Below are 18,768 nucleotides of genomic sequence, written 5' to 3'. Positions count from 1 at the left end.
TCCCGAACTCGGAAGTGAAACGCAGCTGCGCCGATGGTAGTGTGAGCTTTCATGCAAGAGTAGGTCACCGCCAGGGGCTTCATCCCTCAAACGCCTTCCCATCCGGGAAGGCGTTTGTCTTTGTGCGTTCGAAAAATCTCCCGCGGCTCAACGCAGCGGCCCGCCCTCATGCCGGGCGTGCGCGACCGGCGTTATCGCCTATGATGCGAAACGCACCGAGCCACCTTCCCGCGGAGTTTCCGTCACGTGTTTGTCCATGTCGAAACCCGTCGTCGCAGGCATGTGCAGTGGGCGACCACGTTGCTGGTAATCGTCTGCGTCATCAGTTTCGTCGGCCTGGCCCTGATGCCGGCACCGCAACGCGTATCGATGTGGCTCGAGTGGGGCACGGTCCCGGCCAATATCTTCGACGCCAAGCAGCCGGTGCTGCCGCAGCTGCACGATCCTGCGCTGCTGCGCCTGGCCACGGCCTTGTTCATCCATCTGGCCTGGCTCCACCTGCTGGGCAACCTGCTGTTCCTGGTGATCTTCGGCCTGCCGGCGGAGCGCGCGCTGGGTTCGGTGCGCTTCCTGTTGCTGTTCATGCTTGGCGGCATCATCGCCAACCTGGTGGGCGCGCTGTCGCTGGCCGGCGTGCGCTCGCCGATCATTGGCTGCAGTGGTGCCGTATCCGCGGTGCTTGGCGCCTATATCGCGCTGTTTCCGCGCGCGCGCCTGGGCCTGGTGCTGCCCCTGGGCCTGTATCTGGAGTTCGTGCGGATGCCGGCCTTCCTGCTCATCGGCATCTGGGTGCTGCTGCAACTGCTCTTCACCTATGCCGGCCCGAGCTACGGCGCCGTAGTGTGGTGGACGCATATTGCAGGCTTCCTGTTCGGCATCGTGTTCGCGCTGTTCTCGCGCGATGCGATAGCGCGGCGGCTGCGCGGATAAGATATGCCCATGCGCAACAAGAAACTCTACAAGGTGACCTTTCTGCACCTGGGCAAGTGCTACGAGCTGTACGCGCGGCACGTGGCATCCAGCAGTCTGTGGGGATTTACCGAGGTCGGCGAGCTGGTGTTCGAACCAGTGGGCGAGGGCCTGCTGGTCGATCCGACCGAGGAACGCCTGCGCGAGGAGTTCAAGGACACTCGCGTGCTGCACCTGCCGATGCAGTCGGTCGTGCGCATCGAGGAAGTCGAGAACAAGGGCGCGCTGGTCATTCGCGACGCCAGCGACGGGCAGAAGATCACGCCATTTCCGATGCCGCCGCGCGGACGCTGAATAGCCGTCTAGACGTGGCGGATCACCGCGATCACGATCTCCACCACGATCAGCGCGATGATCGCGAGCTCCAGCAGTTCGCCGCGCTTGCTCGAGGCCTCTTCGTATAGCGCGGCGTAGCTGTCCCGGATGATCGCCAGCTTGCGATCGACCGCCTTGCTTACGTGCGGCACGCGGAACAGCTCCAGGGCGGATGCGTACACGCGGGCCAGGTACACGTCCTCGGTGACCTGCAGCGCGTTGTCGACCTTCTCCGTGATCTCGGTGACTTCGGCCACCAGCGTATACAGATGGCGGGCGAGATCCGCGTAGCGTCGCGCCGCGAAGGGATTGGCGACATTGCGCGTCGCCTCCACCAGGTCGTACATGCGCGGCAGCTCGGCATCGAGCAATTCGTCGTAGTAGCGCAGCTCGAGCAGCTGCGCATTGGCAACCTCCAGGATGTCGACCACGTCCGAGTCGTTGCGCGGTTCGTAGATGAAGGCACGGTCCCAGGTGAGCACGACCAGGTCGTCGGTGTAGTAGGAGAATCGCTGCCGCAGCAGGTCTTTCCGGGCCTGCTCCGACAGGCGGCGCGACTCGCCGGACAACAGCGGCACCAGGTCGACTTCCTCGTGCAGCATGGACGTGCCTTCGACGCCATCCATGGCCTGCACCAGGGCCAGCAGATAGTCCTCATGCAAGGGTGCCACGCTCGGCCGCACCAGCGCGGGGCGCAAGGCGTCGGCCAGGTGCGCGACCTGTTCGTCCCAGATCCGCGTGCCGGAGGCAAGGCCCAGTGTCGCGTCCACCGCGTTCATTCGTGCGACGAAGTCCACCCACGGCAGATCATCCGCCGGCACCTGCAAGGCCAGCGCCACCACGCCGAATTCATACAGCCTTGCCGTGGCAGCCACCTGCACCGGCTGACCGAGGATGTCGATGGACAGCGGTTCAAGCGTCAGCTCGACCGGTGGCACGCCGAACGTCATCGCCTTCGGCGGTGCGCTGAGCAGGCGGCCGCGGGCGGCGGCCGTGCGTGCGTGGCGGGCCCACAGGGATTCTGCCGCCGTCAGGTCGATGGTGTCGGCGATATCGACCAGCCGCATGGCGATCACCGCGGCGTTGTGGACATGCGGCTGTTTCAGAACCATGTTGCCCGCCCATAGCCAGGGGCACGGCGTGGATGGCCGGGCCCGACGGGACCATTCTAGGCCCCGGTTGTGACCGGAGGATCAGTAGGACGCGAGTCCGTGGTGTCGGGAAAACTGCCGGAACAGGCGGCGCGCCAGCGGTGTCGGAGCGACCTGGCGAAACGCGTGGTGAGGATCGAAGCCTTCGCGGCGCATGTCGTGATGCTTGCGGTCGATATAAGCGCGCATTACATCCGCGTTGAATTCCGGATGGAACTGCGCACTCATCGCATTGGGGCCATAGCGCAGCAGGTGGTGCGGGTCGCGCTCGGAACGGGCGAGCACGGTGGCTCCCCTGGGCACTTCAAGCACGCTTTGTTCGTGCGTGGCATGTGCGCGGAACTGGGCGGGCAGGCGTCCGGCGAGTGGATCGTTCGTCGCACTGTCGAGCATGTCGATCGCCACCGTACCGATCTCGCGACCGCCGGGCAGGTAGTCGACGCGACCGCCAAGGGCATGCGACATCAGCTGATGGCCGTAGCAGACGCCGAACATCGGAAGCTCTGCATCCATTGCATCGCGGATCCAGCCGGCAGTGCGCTCGCTCCATGGGGCACGCTCGGTCACCATCGCGGCGGACCCGGTGATCAATGCACCCGCCACGTCTCCCGGCGCAGGCAGCGTCTCCCCGGCTTCCACGTCCACGATGCACACGCGTTCGCGCGAAAGTTGCGCGCCGAGCCGGAACCAGTGGGGGAAATCGCCGTGCCGTGCACGGATGGGGGCAGGGGCGCGACCGGTGCGGATGATCAGGACTGGCTTCATGCTGTGCGACGAAGTCTGGGCGGTGGAATGGTCATGATGCGCTGTCAGGCTGAACCGTGTTCGATCGGCGGAATCACGGTGAGCACCTCCTGCACCGTGGTGACGCCGCGCGCGACCTGCGCTGCCGCGGAGATGCGCAGGGGGCGCATGCCTTCGGCGAGGGCCGCGTGACCAAAATGGCCCAGGTCGAGCTGCGAGGAAATCAGGCCACGCAGTCGCCCGGAAACATGCATCATTTCGTAGATGCCGGTGCGCCCGAGGAATCCGGTGTTGCGGCACTCCAGGCAACCGACCGGCCGGTAGACCTTGGCCGGCAGCGGCACGTCCCAGCCATGCGTCAGCGCGGTCCACTCGTGCGGGTCCTGCGTGGTTTCCTGCTTGCAGTGCGGGCACAAGGTGCGCAGCAGGCGCTGCGCCACCACGCCGGTCAGCGTGGACTGGATCAGGTAGTGCGGCACGCCCAGGTCCAGCAGTCGGGTCACCGCGCTCGGTGCATCGTTGGTGTGCAGCGTCGACAGCACCAGATGGCCGGTGAGCGAGGCCTGCACCGCCATCTGCGCGGTCGCCAGGTCGCGGATTTCGCCGACCATGATGATGTCCGGATCCTGGCGCAACAGGGTGCGCACGCCGGCGGCGAAGTCCAGGTCGATCGCCGGCTGCACCTGCATCTGGTTGAACTCGACCGAGACCATTTCGATCGGGTCCTCCACCGTGCACACGTTGAGCTCGGGCGTGGCCAGGTGCTTGAGGGTGGAATAAAGCGTGGTGGTCTTGCCCGAGCCGGTGGGGCCGGTGACCAGCACGATGCCGTGCGGACGCTCCACCATGGCGCGCCACACTTCGCCCTCGTCGGGGGAAAAGCCCAGCTGCGAAAAATCCTTGGCGACGATGTCCGGATCGAAGATGCGCATCACCACCTTCTCGCCGAACGCGGTGGGCATGGTGGAAATGCGCAGCTCCACTTCGCGGCCCGAGCTCGAACGGGTCTTGATGCGACCGTCCTGCGGACGACGCTTCTCGGCCACGTCCATGCGCGCAAGGATCTTCACGCGCGCCGTCACGGCCGTCATCACCGGCGGTGGCAGTTCGAACACCTTGTGCATCACGCCGTCGATGCGGAAGCGCATGTGCCCGGTCTCGCGGCGCGGCTCCAGATGGATGTCCGACGCACGCTGCTCGAAGGCGTATTGCAGCAGCCAGTCGACGATGTGCACGACGTGGCGGTCGTCCGCGCCGACCTCGCCGCCCTTGCCCAGCTCCACCAGCTGCTCGAAGTTGAGGATCGCGGAGGAGTCGTAGCCGGAACCCTTGGCGTCCTGGGCGAGCTGGATCGAGCGCTGGACGCCGTAGAACTCCAGCAGGTAGCGGTTGATGTCCAGCGGGCTGGACACCACGCGCTTCACATCGCGGCGAAGCATCTGCGAGAGGTCGGCGGCCCAGGCCTGGTCGAACGGCTCGCAGGTGGCGAAGGTCACCTCGCCGGGCGCCGCCGCCACGGGAAGAATGCGATGGCGCTCGGCGTAGGCGCGGCTCACGACCTGGGTCACCACGGCCGCGTTGATCTTCATCGGGTCGATCTTGAGGTACGGCAGCCCGGCGTGGCCGGCCAGCCATTCGGTCAGGCCTTCCAGGCTGAGCGGGCGGCCCGGATCGCGCTGGTTGGGCAACTTGGCATTGGCGACCAGCACCAGCGGATGCAGTTCGGCCGTGCTGCGTCCGCTGCGCGAGCCCATGCGCACCTGCTTGGCGTCCTCGGCCAGCAGGTAGCCCTCGACCACCAGCGTGGCGAGCAGCTCGTCCAGGGCCAGCCGGCCTCGGCGAGCAAGCAGCGATGCAGATTGCGTTGATACAGCCATGCGGCAATCTCTCCGATGAGACCCAGCGCCGAAATCCAGCGGCGAAAGCGGTCCCGGCTATACTAACCCGCTTTATTGAAGCCCACGGAAAGCCATGTCCGCGCGCACCTTCCAGGATGTGATCCAGACCCTCAACCGCTACTGGGCGGCGCAGGGTTGTGTCTTGCTGCAGCCCCTCGACACCGAGGTTGGCGCCGGCACCTTCCACCCCGCCACCTTCCTGCGTTCGCTCGGTCCCGAGCCGTGGGCAGCGGCCTATGTGCAGCCCTCGCGCCGTCCCACCGACGGCCGCTACGGCGAAAACCCGAACCGCCTGCAGCATTACTACCAGTACCAGGTCGTGATGAAGCCCAACCCGGACAACATCCTGGACCTGTACATCGGTTCCCTGAAGGAGCTGGGCCTGGACCCGCTGGTGCACGACCTGCGCTTCGTCGAGGACAACTGGGAGTCGCCGACGCTCGGCGCCTGGGGCCTCGGCTGGGAAGTCTGGCTCAACGGCATGGAGGTGACTCAGTTCACCTACTTCCAGCAAGCCGGCGGCCTGGAGTGCCGTCCCGTCACCGGTGAGATCACCTACGGTCTCGAGCGCCTGGCCATGTACCTGCAGAACGTGGACAACGTCTACGACCTGGTATGGACCGAAGGCCCGCACGGCACTGTCACCTATGGCGACGTGTTCCACCAGAACGAGGTGGAGCAGAGCACCTACAACTTCGAGCACGCCAACGTGCCGGAGCTGCTGCGCTGGTTCGACGTGTGCGAGGGCGAGGCGAACAAGCTGATCGCCGCCGGCCTGCCGTTGCCGGCTTACGAGCAGGTGATGAAGGCCAGCCACACCTTCAACCTGCTCGATGCGCGCCGTGCCATCAGCGTGACCGAGCGCCAGCGTTACATCCTGCGCGTGCGCACGCTGGCGCGCGCCGTGGCCGAGACCTATGTGGCGCAACGCGAGAAGCTCGGCTTCCCGGGCCTGAAGAAGAACGTCAAGGAGCAGGCTGCATGAGCGCCGCCACCAAGCCGCTGTTGATCGAACTGGGCACGGAAGAGCTGCCTCCCAAGGCACTGGATGAACTGGCCGGCGCGTTCGCGCGTGGCGTGTGCGATGGCCTGGCCAGGCGTGGCGTGGAAGCTGCACTGGACCAGGCGAAGCTGTATGCCTCGCCGCGCCGTTTGGCCGTCCATATTCCCGCGGTGGCGTTGAACCAGCCGGAGCAGAGCATCGAGCGCCGCGGCCCTGCGGTGAATGCCGCACTGGACGCCGAAGGCCAGCCGAGCAAGGCGCTGCAGGGCTTCGCGCAGTCGTGCGGTGTCACCGTCGAACAGCTGGAAAAGCTGGAGACCGACAAGGGTTCCTGGTTCGTGTTCCGCGCGGTGAAGCCCGGCCAGCCGGTGGCCGCGCTGCTGCCGGAGATCGTGGACGAGGCGCTCAAGAACCTGCCCATCCCCAAGCCGATGCGCTGGGGCGACCACGACTACAGCTTCGTGCGTCCGGTGCACTGGCTGGTGATGCTGCACGGCGCGGACATCATCGACGGCAACGTGCTGGGTCTTGCCAGCGGCCGCAAGTCGCGCGGGCACCGCTTCATGCACCCGCAACCCGTGCACGTGGTGGACGCCGACAGCTGGTATGACGCCATGCGTGCGGCCCGCGTGCTGGCCGATCCCGCCGAGCGTCGCCAGAAGATCCGCGACGAAGTCGCGCGTGCGGCCAAGGAAACCGGCGGCGTGCCGCAGCTGGATGACGCACTGCTGGACGAGATCGCCAACCTCACCGAATGGCCGATGGCGATCGCCTGCAGGTTCGACAGTGAATTCCTCGCCGTGCCGCCGGAAGCGTTGGTCACCACCATGGAGACCAACCAGAAGTTCGTGCCGGTGTTCGATGACCAGGGCAAGCTCACCGAGCACTTCATCGGCGTGGCGAACATCGAGAGCAAGCAGCCGGCGGAAATCCGCAAGGGCTACGAGCGCGTGATCCGTCCGCGCTTCGCCGATGCGAAGTTCTTCTGGGACGAGGACCTGAAGACGCCGCTGGCCGGCTACCAGGACCAGCTCAAGAACGTGACCTACCAGCAGGCGCTGGGCAGCCTGTGGGACAAGAGCGTGCGCGTGGCCGAACTGGCCCGCATCATCGCCAACCGCGTGGGCGTGGATGCCAGTGAAGCGACGCGTGCGGCCGCGCTCAGCAAGTGCGACCTGCTCACCCGCATGGTGGGCGAGTTCCCCGAACTGCAGGGCGTGATGGGCCGCTACTACGCGGCGCACCACGGCGAGTCGGCGGACGTCGCCGCGGCCCTGGACAGCTACTACCAGCCGCGTTTTGCCGGCGATGCCATCGCAGCCGGCCCGGTCGGGCGCGTGCTTGCCGTCGCCGATCGCATGGACACGCTGGCCGGCATCTTCGCCGTGGGCCTCAAGCCCAGCGGCAACAAGGATCCGTTCGCCTTGCGCCGTGCCGCCCTGGGCCTGGCCCGCACGCTGGTCGAGGGCGGGCTGGAACTGGACCTGCGCGGCAGCTTCGTCGAGGCGCTGGAACTGTTGCCGGAGGCTGCGCTGGCGGCCGGCCTCAAGCCCGGCAAGGACGGCAAGGCACCCGTGCTGGAGGCGGGCAAGCGTCGTGCCGCACTCGTCGCTGAACTGGTCGACTTCGTGCTCGAGCGCCTGCGCGGTTACTACGCCGAGCAGGGTTTCACCGGCGAGCAGTTCGAGGCCGTGCTTGCAGTGTCGCCCGCCAGCCTGGTCGATTTCGACCGGCGCCTGCGCGCCGTCGCCGAGTTCGGTCGTCGTCCCGAGGCACTGAGTCTGGCCGCCGCCAACAAGCGCGTGGCGAACATCCTGCGCAAGCAGGCGGAAGAGGCGGGCGCGCCGGCGATCGGCACCACGGTGGATCCGGTCCATTTCGAGACGGACGCCGAACGCGCCCTGGCTTCCGCGCTGGATGGCGCGCGGGCCGATACGGCTGCACCGTTGCAGCAGGGTGACTACGCGGCCGTGCTGACCCGACTGGCCCAGCTGCAGGCGCCGGTGGACGCGTTCTTCGACAGCGTGCTGGTCAATGCGGAGAACCCGGCGGTGCGGGCCAATCGCCTCGCCCTGCTTGGCCAGCTCAAGGCACAGTTCGGCGCCATCGCCGATATCGCCCGCCTGTAGCGGCCAGGCGTCGGAGCAAAGCAAAACGGCAGCCATCGGCTGCCGTTTTTTTATCTGCACAAGGCCAGGCGTGTCAGGCGACGGCCTGGCGTCCGCGCTTCACGCGCTCATGCAGGCGCTGGTTGAAGGTCACCATCGCCGTCGCGTCGACGTCCGCGCCACCGGGACCGAGGATCTCGTACAGATCGGCCAGCATGTCCGCGTTGTCTGCCAGGGTGAGCCGGCTCTCGGCCAGATCCAGCTCCGACTGCAGGATGCGCAGTGCGGTGTTCAGGCGTTGCGGGTCCATCGCCATGCCACTGGCGTGCAAGGTGTCTGCCGCCGTGCGCAGCTTCGAGCGGTGGCGATTGGCGGCGGCTTCGGCGTTCGGCAGTTCCTCGCCCGAGGCGATGGCATCGGCCTGGATCTGGCCTTCGCCGGCCACCAGCCAGACCAGCGAAATACCCAGCGTCCTTGCCAGGGTTACGCAGCGCGCGCGGGAGGGGTCGGTATTGCCGTCGCGCCAGCTGCGCACTACGCCCTCGGAGAAACCGCACATACGGGCGATCTCGGTGACGCTGCCCACCCGCTGGATCAGCACTTTGATGCGATCAGCGAAGGTCCCTGCCGACTCAGCGGGCGTAATTTTTTGCATGTTCATCGCAGTTTCCTGACAGATGGCAACACGTTGGGGGGAGCGTGAACCCGATTTCGAAATGTCAGCGTGAAGCAAGTGTTAGCAAAGCGTTGACACACGTAAAATCTTTCTATAGGTTCGCAAGTTCTTGGTAGTTTTTTGTCCACGGGGGCAACTTCTACCGAACCAACAAACGCAATTGTCGTTGATTGGTAATCACAAAATTGCCGGTGCATTCAGCTGGCAGACAGAAAATCCCGGCGGCGCAACGCCTCCGGGGCCTGCGACTTGCGATGCAAGGCAGGTTTCACGACGACCGGTTGGGGCCGGCGTTCTTTGATCGGGGAGAAAACATGCAGTTCCGCAAGAATATCGACAACAAACTTACGGTTGCCGTGCGTCTGGCCTTGTCCGTAGGTGCTTTTATGGCCGTTGCTCCCGCGCTGGCGCAAGACGCCTCCGGTCCGGCCAGCACGGAAAATGCCAAGCGGCTCGATACGGTCACCGTGACTGGTTCGCGCATCCCGCGCGTCGACATCGAAACCGCCCAGCCGGTGGTGATGATCGACCGCAAGCAGATCGAGAACCAGGGCTTCACCTCGGTCGCCGACATTCTGCAGAACCTCACCGAAGTGGGCACGCCGCCGATCAGCCGCGCGAACGCGCTGTCGTCCGGTGAAGACGTGGGCGGCTACTACGTCGACCTGCGCAACCTCGGTCCCAACCGCACCCTGATCCTGGTCAACGGCAAGCGCCTGGGTGCCAACACCACCGGCCTGCAGGACCTCGGCCAGATCCCGGTGTCGACCATCGAGCGCATCGAAGTGCTGAAGGACGGCGGCTCGTCGATCTACGGTTCGGACGCCATCGCCGGCGTGGTGAACGTGATCACCCGCAGCAACTTCACGGGCGCCGAAGCGAACGCCTACGTCGGCCAGTACGACCAGGCCGACGGCAAGAACCAGAGCTACGACTTCACGCTCGGTACCGCCAACGACCGCGGCTCGATCATGCTGAGCGCGCAGTACCAGAAGGACGATCCGGTCTGGGCGAAGGATCGTGAATTCAGCGCCTACCCGGCGGGTCCGTTCCATCCGACCGCGGGCTGGAGCGGCGTCAGCCAGAACGGCTCCTTCACTGGCCCCTGCGGCCCGAACGGCGCCAATGCGAGCTGCACGCTCACGCATGGCACCGATCCGCGCAACATCGCCAACTACCATCCGATCACCTCGGCCGAGTTCGCGAACTCCAACCAGCAGATGACGCTGCAGACCGGCACCGAGCGCACCTCGCTGTTCGTCGCCGGCAAGTACAACGTCAGCGACAACATCGCGTTCAAGACCGATGCGCTCTACAACAAGCGCAGCACCGAGCAGCAGATCGCCGGTTACCCGTACCAGTCCAGCGCCTGGAATCCCAAGACGCCGCTGTCGGGCCAGAGCTATTTCAACCCGCTCGGCCGTGACCTGCAGTTTGCACGCCGTGGCTGGGAGATGCCGCGCACCACCAACAGCGAGCTCGAGACCTATCGCTGGACGGCGGGCTTCGAGGGCTATTTCGAGGTTGGCGGCCGCACCTGGAACTGGGATGCGGGTGCGATGACCAACCGCAACAACATGACCAAGACGGGGCACGGCGACTTCAGCCTGATCGCCACCGGCAAGGCCCTGGGCCCGTCCTTCCTGGGCTCGGACGGCAAGGTGCATTGCGGTACTGCAGCCAACCCGATCGCCGGCTGCGTGCCGTGGAACCCGCTGCTGCCGTACGGCCAGGCCGGCAACGGCTCGCTGGCCGATCCGGCCCTGCAGGCGTACCTGTTCCCCGAGTTCCATGACACCGGCAAGACCACCACGACGGACTACACGGCCAACATCGCCGGTACGCTGTTCACCCTGCCGGCCGGCGACCTCGGCGTGGCAGCGGGCGTGGAGCATCGCCAGGAAGACGGCCGCTTCGTGCCGGACGCCTTCAACCAGGCGGGCCTGAGCTCGGGTCTGGCGGCGACCACCACCAAGGGCAAGTACTCGGTGGACGAGGCTTACCTCGAGTTCAACGTGCCGATCCTGAAGGACATGACGATGGCCCGCGAGCTCTCGCTCGACGCCGCCACGCGTTACTCCAAGTACGACAACTTCGGCAGCACGACCAACAGCAAGGCCAGCATCAAGTGGAAGCCGATCGACGACCTGCTCGTGCGCGGCAGCTGGGCGCAGGGTTTCCGCGCGCCGACCATCTCTGACCTGTACGGCGGCACCGGCAGCAGCTTCGAGTCCTATATCGATCCCTGCGATACCAAGAGCGGTGCGGCCAAGGGCAACCCGGCGGTGGCGGCACGTTGCGCCAGCGGCTTCGGTGGCCAGGTGCCGGTGGCGGCCAACTTCGTCCAGCTGGGCCAGGCGCTGCTGCCTTGCACCACCTATCCCTGCCAGACGAACTACCAGTTCACCAACGGCTCGAACTCCAACCTGACGCCGGAAACCGCCACCACGCGTACGCTGGGCCTGATCTACAGCCCGAACTACCTGGAAGGTTTCGACGTTTCGCTTGACTGGTACAAGATCCGCATCGAGAACGTGATCAGCACCGACACCGTGCAGAACATCCTCGACGACTGCTACCAGGCCGGCATCTCGTCGCGTTGCTCGGGCTTCAGCCGCGATCCGGCCACCGGCGTCATCACCAGCATGTTCTACGGCCTGACCAACAAGGGTTGGGAAGAGACGGCGGGTTACGACTTCGGCGTGAACTACAAGTTCTCGATCGCTCCGGTCGGTCAGTTCCAGGCTCGCTGGAACACCACCTACGTCGACTACCTGAACATCAAGTCGGACAACAACCCGACCACCAAGGTGCAGCCGTTCACCGGCATGGGTGCGAACTTCCGCGTGCGTTCCAACCTCTCGCTGGACTGGACGCGCGGCATCTTCGGTGCCACCTGGACCATGCGCTACTACTCCGGCATGACGGAAAAGTGCGTGAGCGTGGCGATGGGCGAGTGCAACGAACCCAACCACATCGATCCGTTCTACGGCGCGCAGCCGATGCGCCACGTCGGTACCACCACCTTCAACGACGTGCAGTTCCGCTGGACGATGCCGTGGAAGGGCGTGGTCTCGGTCGGTGCGAACAACGTGTTCGACCGCCAGGGTCCGATCATGTACTCCAAGCCGAACAGCTCGTTCGTGTACTACGGCGGCTTTGACATCGGTCGCTTCTACTACCTGAAGTACACGCAGCGCTTCTAAGCTTTACTGGCGTTGCCCTGGCAGGGCGGTCCGGCAACGGGCCGCCCTGTTTCGTTCCTGTATCAGTCGCCCAATGCATACGCCTGCGAATGGCGTAAACTTTTACTTGGACTACCCTTTGGGCTATCCTGAGAGCTTCCCCCGTGTGAGTCGAGGCGTGTTGGGCGCCTGTTGGTTCTCGCGCTAAGCCCTGACAATCGATAGAGGTTTTCCCATGCGTAGGTTGGTTTGGTCGCTGATGTCGGTCGCGGCACTGGCTCTTGCCGGTTGCGGCAATTCTTCCGATTCCTCCCAGGGCGCCACCACGCAGGGCAGCGAGGCGGCAGCGCCGTCGGCCGCTCCTACGGCCGCTGCTCCCGCCAAGGCCAACGCCATCACCGGCTCGGTCACGCTGCGCGACAACCCGCAGGTGTCGCCGGAAGCCAAGCTGCAGCTGACGCTGATTGACGTCGCGGCACAGGACGCCACGCCGCTGGCCACCAAGACGGTCGACTCGGCCAATACCTTCCCGCTGTCCTTCGAAGTGGAATTCAACCCGGCTGATGTGAACCCGTCCGGCACCTACGTGCTGAAGGCCGAGCTGATCGACGGCGACCGCCACTACACGCCGCCCTTGCAGAGCACCGTGCTGACCAACGGCGCACCGACCCAGGTGAGCATCCAGCTGGCTGCCCAGCAGACCGCCGGTGAAAAGGAACTGGCTGCGTTTACGGCCGTCCAGAAGCAGATCGGCGGCATGAAGATCAGCAACGGCACCAAGCTGGAAGACAAGGTGTCGCGTGGCTGGCAGGTGTTCCGCGAAGCCGGTGAAGTGAAGTTCATCCGCGAGCAGGTCGACTACGGCGACCAGGGCTTCACCAGCACCGACTACGCCTACAAGGGCGGCAAGCCGTGGGTCGTGGTGCAGCAGAAGAAGTCCAGCAAGGACGCCAAGCCGAGCGCCACCAACCGCGCTGCCTGGAACCAGGACGGCCAGCTGGTGCTGAAGACCACGGAAGCCGGTGGCAAGTCTTCGGCGCTGAGCGATGACGACGCCGCGAGCCTGCAGAAGCAGGGCCAGTCGATCCTCAATCTCGCCACGGGCGGCAAGGGCAAGTAAGACCGCCCTTCGCCTGCGGGCATGAAAAAAGCCGTCCGATGACTCGGACGGCTTTTTTTTGGCAGAAGCTGCGCCTTAGAAGGCGACCTTCACACCCAGGTTGACGCTGTTGTACTTCTGGCTGTTGTCGCTGAAGCGGCCGCTGTAGCCCAGCCAGCCGGTCACGGTCTGGCTGAAATCTGCGCTCACGCCAAGGTCGGCGCTGCCCCAGGTCTTGTCGGGCGTGAAGCCGACCATGCTGAACGTGCCGGGCATGCCATTGAGGCCGGCGGTGACTTCGCGCGCGTCGGCCTTGGAGTCATGGTTCCAGGCCAGTTCGGCGTACGGCGACAGCATCATGCCAGCGGCCTGCCAATGCCCCTGCAGGCGCCAGCCAAGGGTGGAAATCAGTGCATCGCGCTGCTGCTTGCCGAACCACATCGCGCTGCTGTCACTGCCGCTTTCGCTGTAGCTGTCGACCTTCACCGACTGCCATTCGAACGTGGCGAACGGGCCAGTGCGCAGGCTCGACATGTCGAACCACCAGCCGCCCGTGACGCCGCCGCCGACGTGGTTGCCGTCAGCCTTGGCAGTCTCCGAGCGCTGGGCCGCGCCGAGCTGGATGCGGCGCTCGATGTCGGAGAAGTTGTCCTGGCCGAAGTCGACATAGCCGCCCACATAACCGCCACCCTGGTGATAGGTGACATAGCCGAGGCCGGAGACGTCCTGCAGCTTGTAACCGCCGCCGCCCGAGTAATCAGCGTTGTGCTGACCCACGTTCATGGCGATGCCGCCCGACAGGCTGTCGTTGAAGCGCACGTCGGCGCCCACGGTCAGGTTGACGTTGTTGCTGGTGGTCTTGGGCGAGCTGCTGCTGGCGTCGAAACGCTGGTCGCCGTAATCGATGTTGGCGAACACGCGGGTGTCGCTGCCCTGGCCGTCGGCCAGCATCTGGTTGCGGATCGCGCGGTTCTGCGCCGAAATCGATGCCAGCGGCGCCTCGGCCAGCAAGGAGGCATAACCCGGGGCGCTGAGCACGGACACCACGTACTGGCCCAGCATCACGTCCGCCGCGGTGGTCGGGTGCACGCCGTCGGCGAACAGGTAGGTCTTGTTGGTGCCCGGCGCATAGGTATACGGCAGGCCCGAACCCTGCGGCCCGCAGGCCACCGAGCTGGAGCCGACGCCGCAGGCCTCGTTGGTGACATTGGTGAAGCCGTAGGCGGCCGGGTTGGCGATGACTTCGTTCAACAGGCTGTACGTATTGATCGGAACGATGCCCTTGCCCAGCGTCGACAGGCCGGCGTTGAGCTGGCCGTTGAAGATCAGGCTCAGGCCGGTCAGCGAAGCGGCGGCGGAGGCGCCCTGCTCGGCAGCCGCTGGCGTCAGGCCGATGTTGGGCAGGTTGAACACCAGGATGTTCTTGGCGCCGGCAGCCTGCAGCTGGCCGATCAGCTTCACTTCCTGCTGCGCGGCGGCGGCGATGGAAGCCTGCGCCTGGGCGGCCGTCTGGAAGCCCGACACGCCGGCGGCGGCGAGCACCTGCTGGGTGACGGCGGCGGTGACCTGCTGGGTGATGGTCGGGGTCAGCGCGGCGATCTGTGCCGGCGGCACGCCAGCGGCCTGCAGCTGCGCGATCTGCGCGGCCACGTTCTGCTGGATCAGCTGCTGCGCGGTGGCGCCTGCGCCGGCCGCGGTGGCGGAGTAGAAGATGTCATTGGCGCCGCCCCAGATGGAATAGAGGGCCTTGCTGTCGACCTTGCCTGCGGCCAGGTAGGCAGCCACCTGGGTGGTGATGGTCGGCACGCCCGCCGGGGTGCCCGGCGAGTTGTTCAGCACGCCGGCGCCGCCCCAGGCGAAGTCAGTGCCGCCGCCCAGCGATGCGGTCAGCGGAAGACCGTAGTGGCTGGCCACGTTCTGCACGGTCACCGCACCCGGGTTGGTGGTGAACTCGAGCGGCGGCTGGATGGCCGGGTTGGTGGCCAGCGAAATATTGCCGGCGTCGCTCAGGCTGTCGCCGAAGACGTAGACGTTGCTGAAAGGTGAATTGGCCGCGAAGGCGGTCGAGCTGAAAAGCAGCGCGGCGGTGATGGCGCCTGCCATGAGACGAATGCGGGGCATGGTGGTAACGCTCCTGGACCGGGATGGTCTTTGTTATTCCGGCGTTACGTTAATGCATGCCCATACGTAAGCGCATGCTGCGCCGCATCGCGGCGCCTTGCCCTGTCAGGTGACCGTGCTGGCGCCCGCGCCGAGCGGCGCGGGCGCTTGGGGGCTCAACGCTTCATGGCACGCGACAGCGCATCGGCGAAGGCGTTGTTGGCCGGTGCCGGCGTGGGCTTGGGCGCGCCGCCGCCCGGACGCGGTCCGCGGCCGTCGCGCGGGCCGTTGCGGGTGTCGTCGCCGCCGGCCGGGCGACCGCCGCGGGCTTGCTGGCCCGGTTCGTCGTCCAGGCGCATGGACAGGCCGATGCGCTGGCGCGGGAGGTCGACCTCCATCACCTTCACCTTGACGATGTCGCCCGCCTTCACCGCGTCGCGCGGGTCCTTCACGAAGGTGTGCGACAGCGCCGAGACGTGCACGAGGCCGTCCTGGTGCACGCCGATGTCGACGAAGGCGCCGAACGCCGCCACGTTGGTCACGCGGCCTTCCAGCACCATGCCGGGGCGCAGGTCCTTCAGGTCTTCCACGCCCTCGGCGAAGCTCGGGGCGACGAACTCCGGACGCGGATCGCGGCCAGGCTTCTCCAGCTCCTTGAGGATGTCGCGCACGGTCGGCACGCCGAACTTCTCGTCGGTGTACTGCTCGGCCTTGAGGCCGCGCAGGAACGTGGCGTCGCCGATGATGGAGCGCACCTCGCGCCCGCACTGGGCGATGATGCGTTCGATCACCGGGTACGCTTCCGGATGCACCGCACTGGCATCGAGCGGATTGTCGCCACTGGGCACGCGCAGGAAGCCCGCGCACTGCTCGAACGCCTTGTCGCCCAGGCGCGGCACTTTCAGCAGCGCCTTGCGGTTGGCGAACGGGCCGTTGGCATCGCGATGCTTCACCACGTTCTCGGCCACGCTGGCGGAAAGGCCGGCCACGCGCGACAGCAGCGCCGCCGAGGCGGTGTTCACGTCCACGCCGACCGCGTTCACGCAATCCTCGACCTTCGCATCCAGTGCGCGTGCCAGCTTCACCTGGTTCACGTCGTGCTGGTACTGGCCCACGCCGATCGACTTTGGCTCGATCTTCACCAGTTCGGCCAGCGGATCCTGCAGGCGGCGTGCGATCGACACCGCGCCGCGCAGGCTCACGTCCAGATCCGGGAATTCCCGGGCGGCGGTTTCCGAGGCGGAATACACCGAGGCGCCGGCCTCGCTCACCACAACCTTCGAGAGCTTGTGGTCCGGATGCGTCCTGGACAGGCCCTTGATCAGTTCGCCAGCCAGCTTGTCGGTCTCGCGCGAGGCCGTGCCGTTGCCGATGGCGATCAGGTCCACGCCATGCTTCTGGCACAATCGCGCCAAGGAGGCCAGCGATTCGTTCCACTGCCTGCGCGGCTCATGCGGGTAGATCGTGTCGGTGGCGAGCAGCTTGCCGGTGGCATCGACCACGGCCACTTTCACGCCGGTGCGGATGCCCGGGTCCAGGCCCATCACCGTCTTGGCGCCGGCCGGTGCGGCCAGCATCAGGTCCTTGAGATTGTCACCGAACACGCGGATGGCTTCGTCTTCCGCGCCTTCGCGCACGCGGCCGAACAGGTCCAGCGTGAGATGCAGGTGCAGCTTCACGCGCCAGGTCAGGCGCACGGTCTCACGCAGCCACGCATCGGCGGCACGCCCGCGATTGACGATGCCGGCGTGCGACGCCACGCGCCCTTCGCCTTCCACGTGGCCTTGCTCGGCATCGACGTTCGGCGCGAGTTCCAGTTCGATCACGCCTTCGTTGCGCGCGCGCATCAGCGCGAGCAGGCGATGCGAGGGAATCTTGCCGATCGGCTCGATGTGGTCGAAGTAGTCGCGGAACTTCGCGCCTTCGTTCTCCTTGCCTTCCACCACCTTGGCGCGGATCTGGCCCTTGTCCCACAGCCAGTCGCGCAGTTCGCCGAGCAGGCCGGCGTCTTCGGCGATGCTTTCCATCAGGATCGCGCGGGCGCCGTCGAGCGCGGCGCGCGCGTCGGGCACGCCCTTGTCCGCATCCACGAAGGAAGCGGCGAATTCTTCAGGCGAGCGCGAGGGATCGTCGCGCAGGCCGGTGGCCAGCGGCTCCAGGCCCGCTTCACGGGCAATCTGCGCCTTGGTGCGACGCTTGGGCTTGTACGGCAGGTAGAGGTCTTCCAGGCGCGCCTTGGTGTCAGCGCCGAGGATCTCGCCCTTCAGCGCATCGCTGAGCTTGCCCTGTTCCTCGATGCTGGCGAGGATCGCGCTGCGGCGCTCCTCCAGCTCGCGCAGGTAGCGCAGGCGCTCTTCGAGCAGGCGCAGCTGGGTGTCGTCGAGGCCGCCGGTGGCTTCCTTGCGGTAGCGTGCGATGAACGGCACGGTGGCGCCGCCGTCGAGAAGATCCACCGCGGCGTGGACCTGTTCCGGCTTGGCGGCGATGTCCTGGGCAATACGTTGTTCGATGCTGAGCATGAGTCTGAAACGATTCCTGTGCGTTCGACATGACGGCAGGGCACCGGGGCGGCCTGCCGAACGGTCGATGATAGCAAGACGTTCCTGAGCTCATTCCCGCGCGGCGGGGCCATGGTCCGGACCGATCGTGAGAAAGCCGGCGGCACGGGCTTCCGTGGCCTCGCTGTCGCGGTCAGGCTGGTAGTCCGTGGCGATGCGCCGGGTGCGTGGCCAGTGCCGGGGCCGCAGGGTGTGCGCATCCGGGCTGTGGGCAAAGGGCATCAGCACCAGCGCCGGCTGCGGCGTCATGCGCGGTGTGGACAGGTGGTCGTGCGGCGGGTGCCACAGCACGACGGCGAGCGTGGCGACGATCATGACCAACGTGATGGCGGCGGCCAGCCACCGGGTAATCCATGGCTCGGGCCGCGCCGGGGGCTTCGCGGGCGGCGCCGGGGCCACGGCTTGCGGCGCGGGTTCGCTGGCAGGCTCCAGGGCTTCAACTTCGGGCGCGGGTTCGGCTGCCGCGACAGTAGTTGCCACGCGCCGCACGTCGCCGATGAATCGATAGCCCAGGCTGTGCACGGTGGCGATGTAGCGCGGATGGCCGGCACAGTCGCCCAGCGTATGTCGCAGCTGCGAAACCGCCCGCGTGAGTACGCCCGGCGTGACGTGGCGGTGACCCCAGGCGGCGTCGAGCAGTTCGTTCTTGCCGACGACCTCGCCGGCCTGCTGCAACAGCACGACCAGAACGGCGTAAGCCTTCGGTTCGACCGAGACGGTTTCGCCCGCTCGCTCGAGGCGATGGGCGCGCGGCTCGACAACAATGTCGTCGCATTGATAGATCCAGCCGCTGTCAGGTGGGTACTGGGCCATGACCTTGCCTGTTACGCGGCCCCCTGTAATGGGGAGCATGCGCCATGCGGGCGGGACGCACATCCGCCAGAGGTCATAAGGTGCCTGCCCTGCGCGCACCGGTGCATGCATAGTGCGCATGCCACAGTCGATGCGGTGTCCATTTGTCA

At 66.2% G+C, this 18,768-nt stretch carries 13 protein-coding genes and 1 rRNA gene; 7 read left to right on the top strand and 7 right to left on the bottom strand.

Annotated features, from left to right (window positions below; all coding sequences use genetic code 11):
- The 3 genes from rrf to ACXU4B_RS17950 form a co-directional block, all read left to right on the top strand.
- Window positions 1–76, top strand: a 5S ribosomal RNA gene (gene rrf / locus ACXU4B_RS17960); the annotation flags it as partial.
- A 170-nt stretch (window positions 77–246) separates the two neighbouring features.
- A complete protein-coding gene (locus ACXU4B_RS17955; protein ID WP_131412936.1) occupies window positions 247–930 on the top strand; it encodes a rhomboid family intramembrane serine protease in 684 nt (227 codons plus the stop codon).
- 9 nt (window positions 931–939) lie between these two features.
- Window positions 940–1,263, top strand: a complete 324-nt coding sequence (locus tag ACXU4B_RS17950) for a DUF1820 family protein (protein ID WP_131412938.1) — start codon at window positions 940–942, stop codon at window positions 1,261–1,263.
- An 8-nt stretch (window positions 1,264–1,271) separates the two neighbouring features.
- Here the strand turns inward: ACXU4B_RS17950 and ACXU4B_RS17945 are convergent, their stop codons facing one another.
- From ACXU4B_RS17945 to ACXU4B_RS17935, 3 genes are all read right to left on the bottom strand, one after another.
- Complete coding sequence (locus tag ACXU4B_RS17945) at window positions 1,272–2,396, bottom strand: hypothetical protein (protein WP_240734182.1); 1,125 nt, start codon at window positions 2,394–2,396, stop codon at window positions 1,272–1,274.
- Between the two features lie 81 nt (window positions 2,397–2,477).
- Entirely contained in the window at window positions 2,478–3,200 is a 723-nt protein-coding gene (locus ACXU4B_RS17940; protein ID WP_131412940.1) for a glutamine amidotransferase, read from the bottom strand.
- Window positions 3,201–3,244: 44 nt separating this feature from the next.
- Window positions 3,245–5,056, bottom strand: coding sequence for a GspE/PulE family protein (locus tag ACXU4B_RS17935; RefSeq protein ID WP_131412942.1), 1,812 nt, complete (start codon window positions 5,054–5,056; stop codon window positions 3,245–3,247).
- 94 nt (window positions 5,057–5,150) lie between these two features.
- Between ACXU4B_RS17935 and glyQ the strand changes: the two genes are divergently transcribed.
- The gene (glyQ, locus tag ACXU4B_RS17930; RefSeq protein WP_019463905.1) at window positions 5,151–6,062 is read left to right on the top strand and encodes a glycine--tRNA ligase subunit alpha; all 912 of its coding nucleotides are present in this window, start codon (window positions 5,151–5,153) and stop codon (window positions 6,060–6,062) included.
- Entirely contained in the window at window positions 6,059–8,209 is a 2,151-nt protein-coding gene (gene glyS, locus ACXU4B_RS17925) for a glycine--tRNA ligase subunit beta (protein ID WP_131412944.1), read from the top strand. Before glyQ ends, glyS begins: the two co-directional genes overlap by 4 nt.
- Before the next feature lie 73 nt (window positions 8,210–8,282).
- Here the strand turns inward: glyS and ACXU4B_RS17920 are convergent, their stop codons facing one another.
- The gene (locus ACXU4B_RS17920) at window positions 8,283–8,849 is read right to left on the bottom strand and encodes a helix-turn-helix domain-containing protein (RefSeq protein ID WP_131412946.1); all 567 of its coding nucleotides are present in this window, start codon (window positions 8,847–8,849) and stop codon (window positions 8,283–8,285) included.
- Window positions 8,850–9,178: 329 nt separating this feature from the next.
- Between ACXU4B_RS17920 and ACXU4B_RS17915 the strand changes: the two genes are divergently transcribed.
- A complete protein-coding gene (locus ACXU4B_RS17915) occupies window positions 9,179–12,070 on the top strand; it encodes a TonB-dependent receptor plug domain-containing protein (RefSeq protein ID WP_131412948.1) in 2,892 nt (963 codons plus the stop codon).
- Window positions 12,071–12,284: 214 nt separating this feature from the next.
- Window positions 12,285–13,169, top strand: coding sequence for a YbaY family lipoprotein (locus tag ACXU4B_RS17910; RefSeq protein WP_131412950.1), 885 nt, complete (start codon window positions 12,285–12,287; stop codon window positions 13,167–13,169).
- 75 nt (window positions 13,170–13,244) lie between these two features.
- On the opposite strand, the gene ACXU4B_RS17905 is transcribed toward ACXU4B_RS17910, so the two are convergent.
- The 3 genes from ACXU4B_RS17905 to ACXU4B_RS17895 form a co-directional block, all read right to left on the bottom strand.
- On the bottom strand, window positions 13,245–15,269 hold the full coding sequence (locus ACXU4B_RS17905; RefSeq protein ID WP_131412952.1) for an autotransporter domain-containing protein: 2,025 nt from the start codon (window positions 15,267–15,269) through the stop codon (window positions 13,245–13,247).
- A gap of 155 nt (window positions 15,270–15,424) precedes the next feature.
- Window positions 15,425–17,767, bottom strand: coding sequence for a Tex family protein (locus tag ACXU4B_RS17900; protein WP_131412954.1), 2,343 nt, complete (start codon window positions 17,765–17,767; stop codon window positions 15,425–15,427).
- A gap of 90 nt (window positions 17,768–17,857) precedes the next feature.
- The gene (locus ACXU4B_RS17895) at window positions 17,858–18,619 is read right to left on the bottom strand and encodes a winged helix-turn-helix domain-containing protein (RefSeq protein ID WP_165583252.1); all 762 of its coding nucleotides are present in this window, start codon (window positions 18,617–18,619) and stop codon (window positions 17,858–17,860) included.
- Window positions 18,620–18,768: the final 149 nt, after the last annotated feature.

The sequence above is a fragment of the Dyella soli genome (assembly GCF_054482295.1).
The sequence above is the reverse complement of the archived record's forward strand: the minus strand, read 5'-3'. Positions and strand labels throughout refer to the sequence as shown.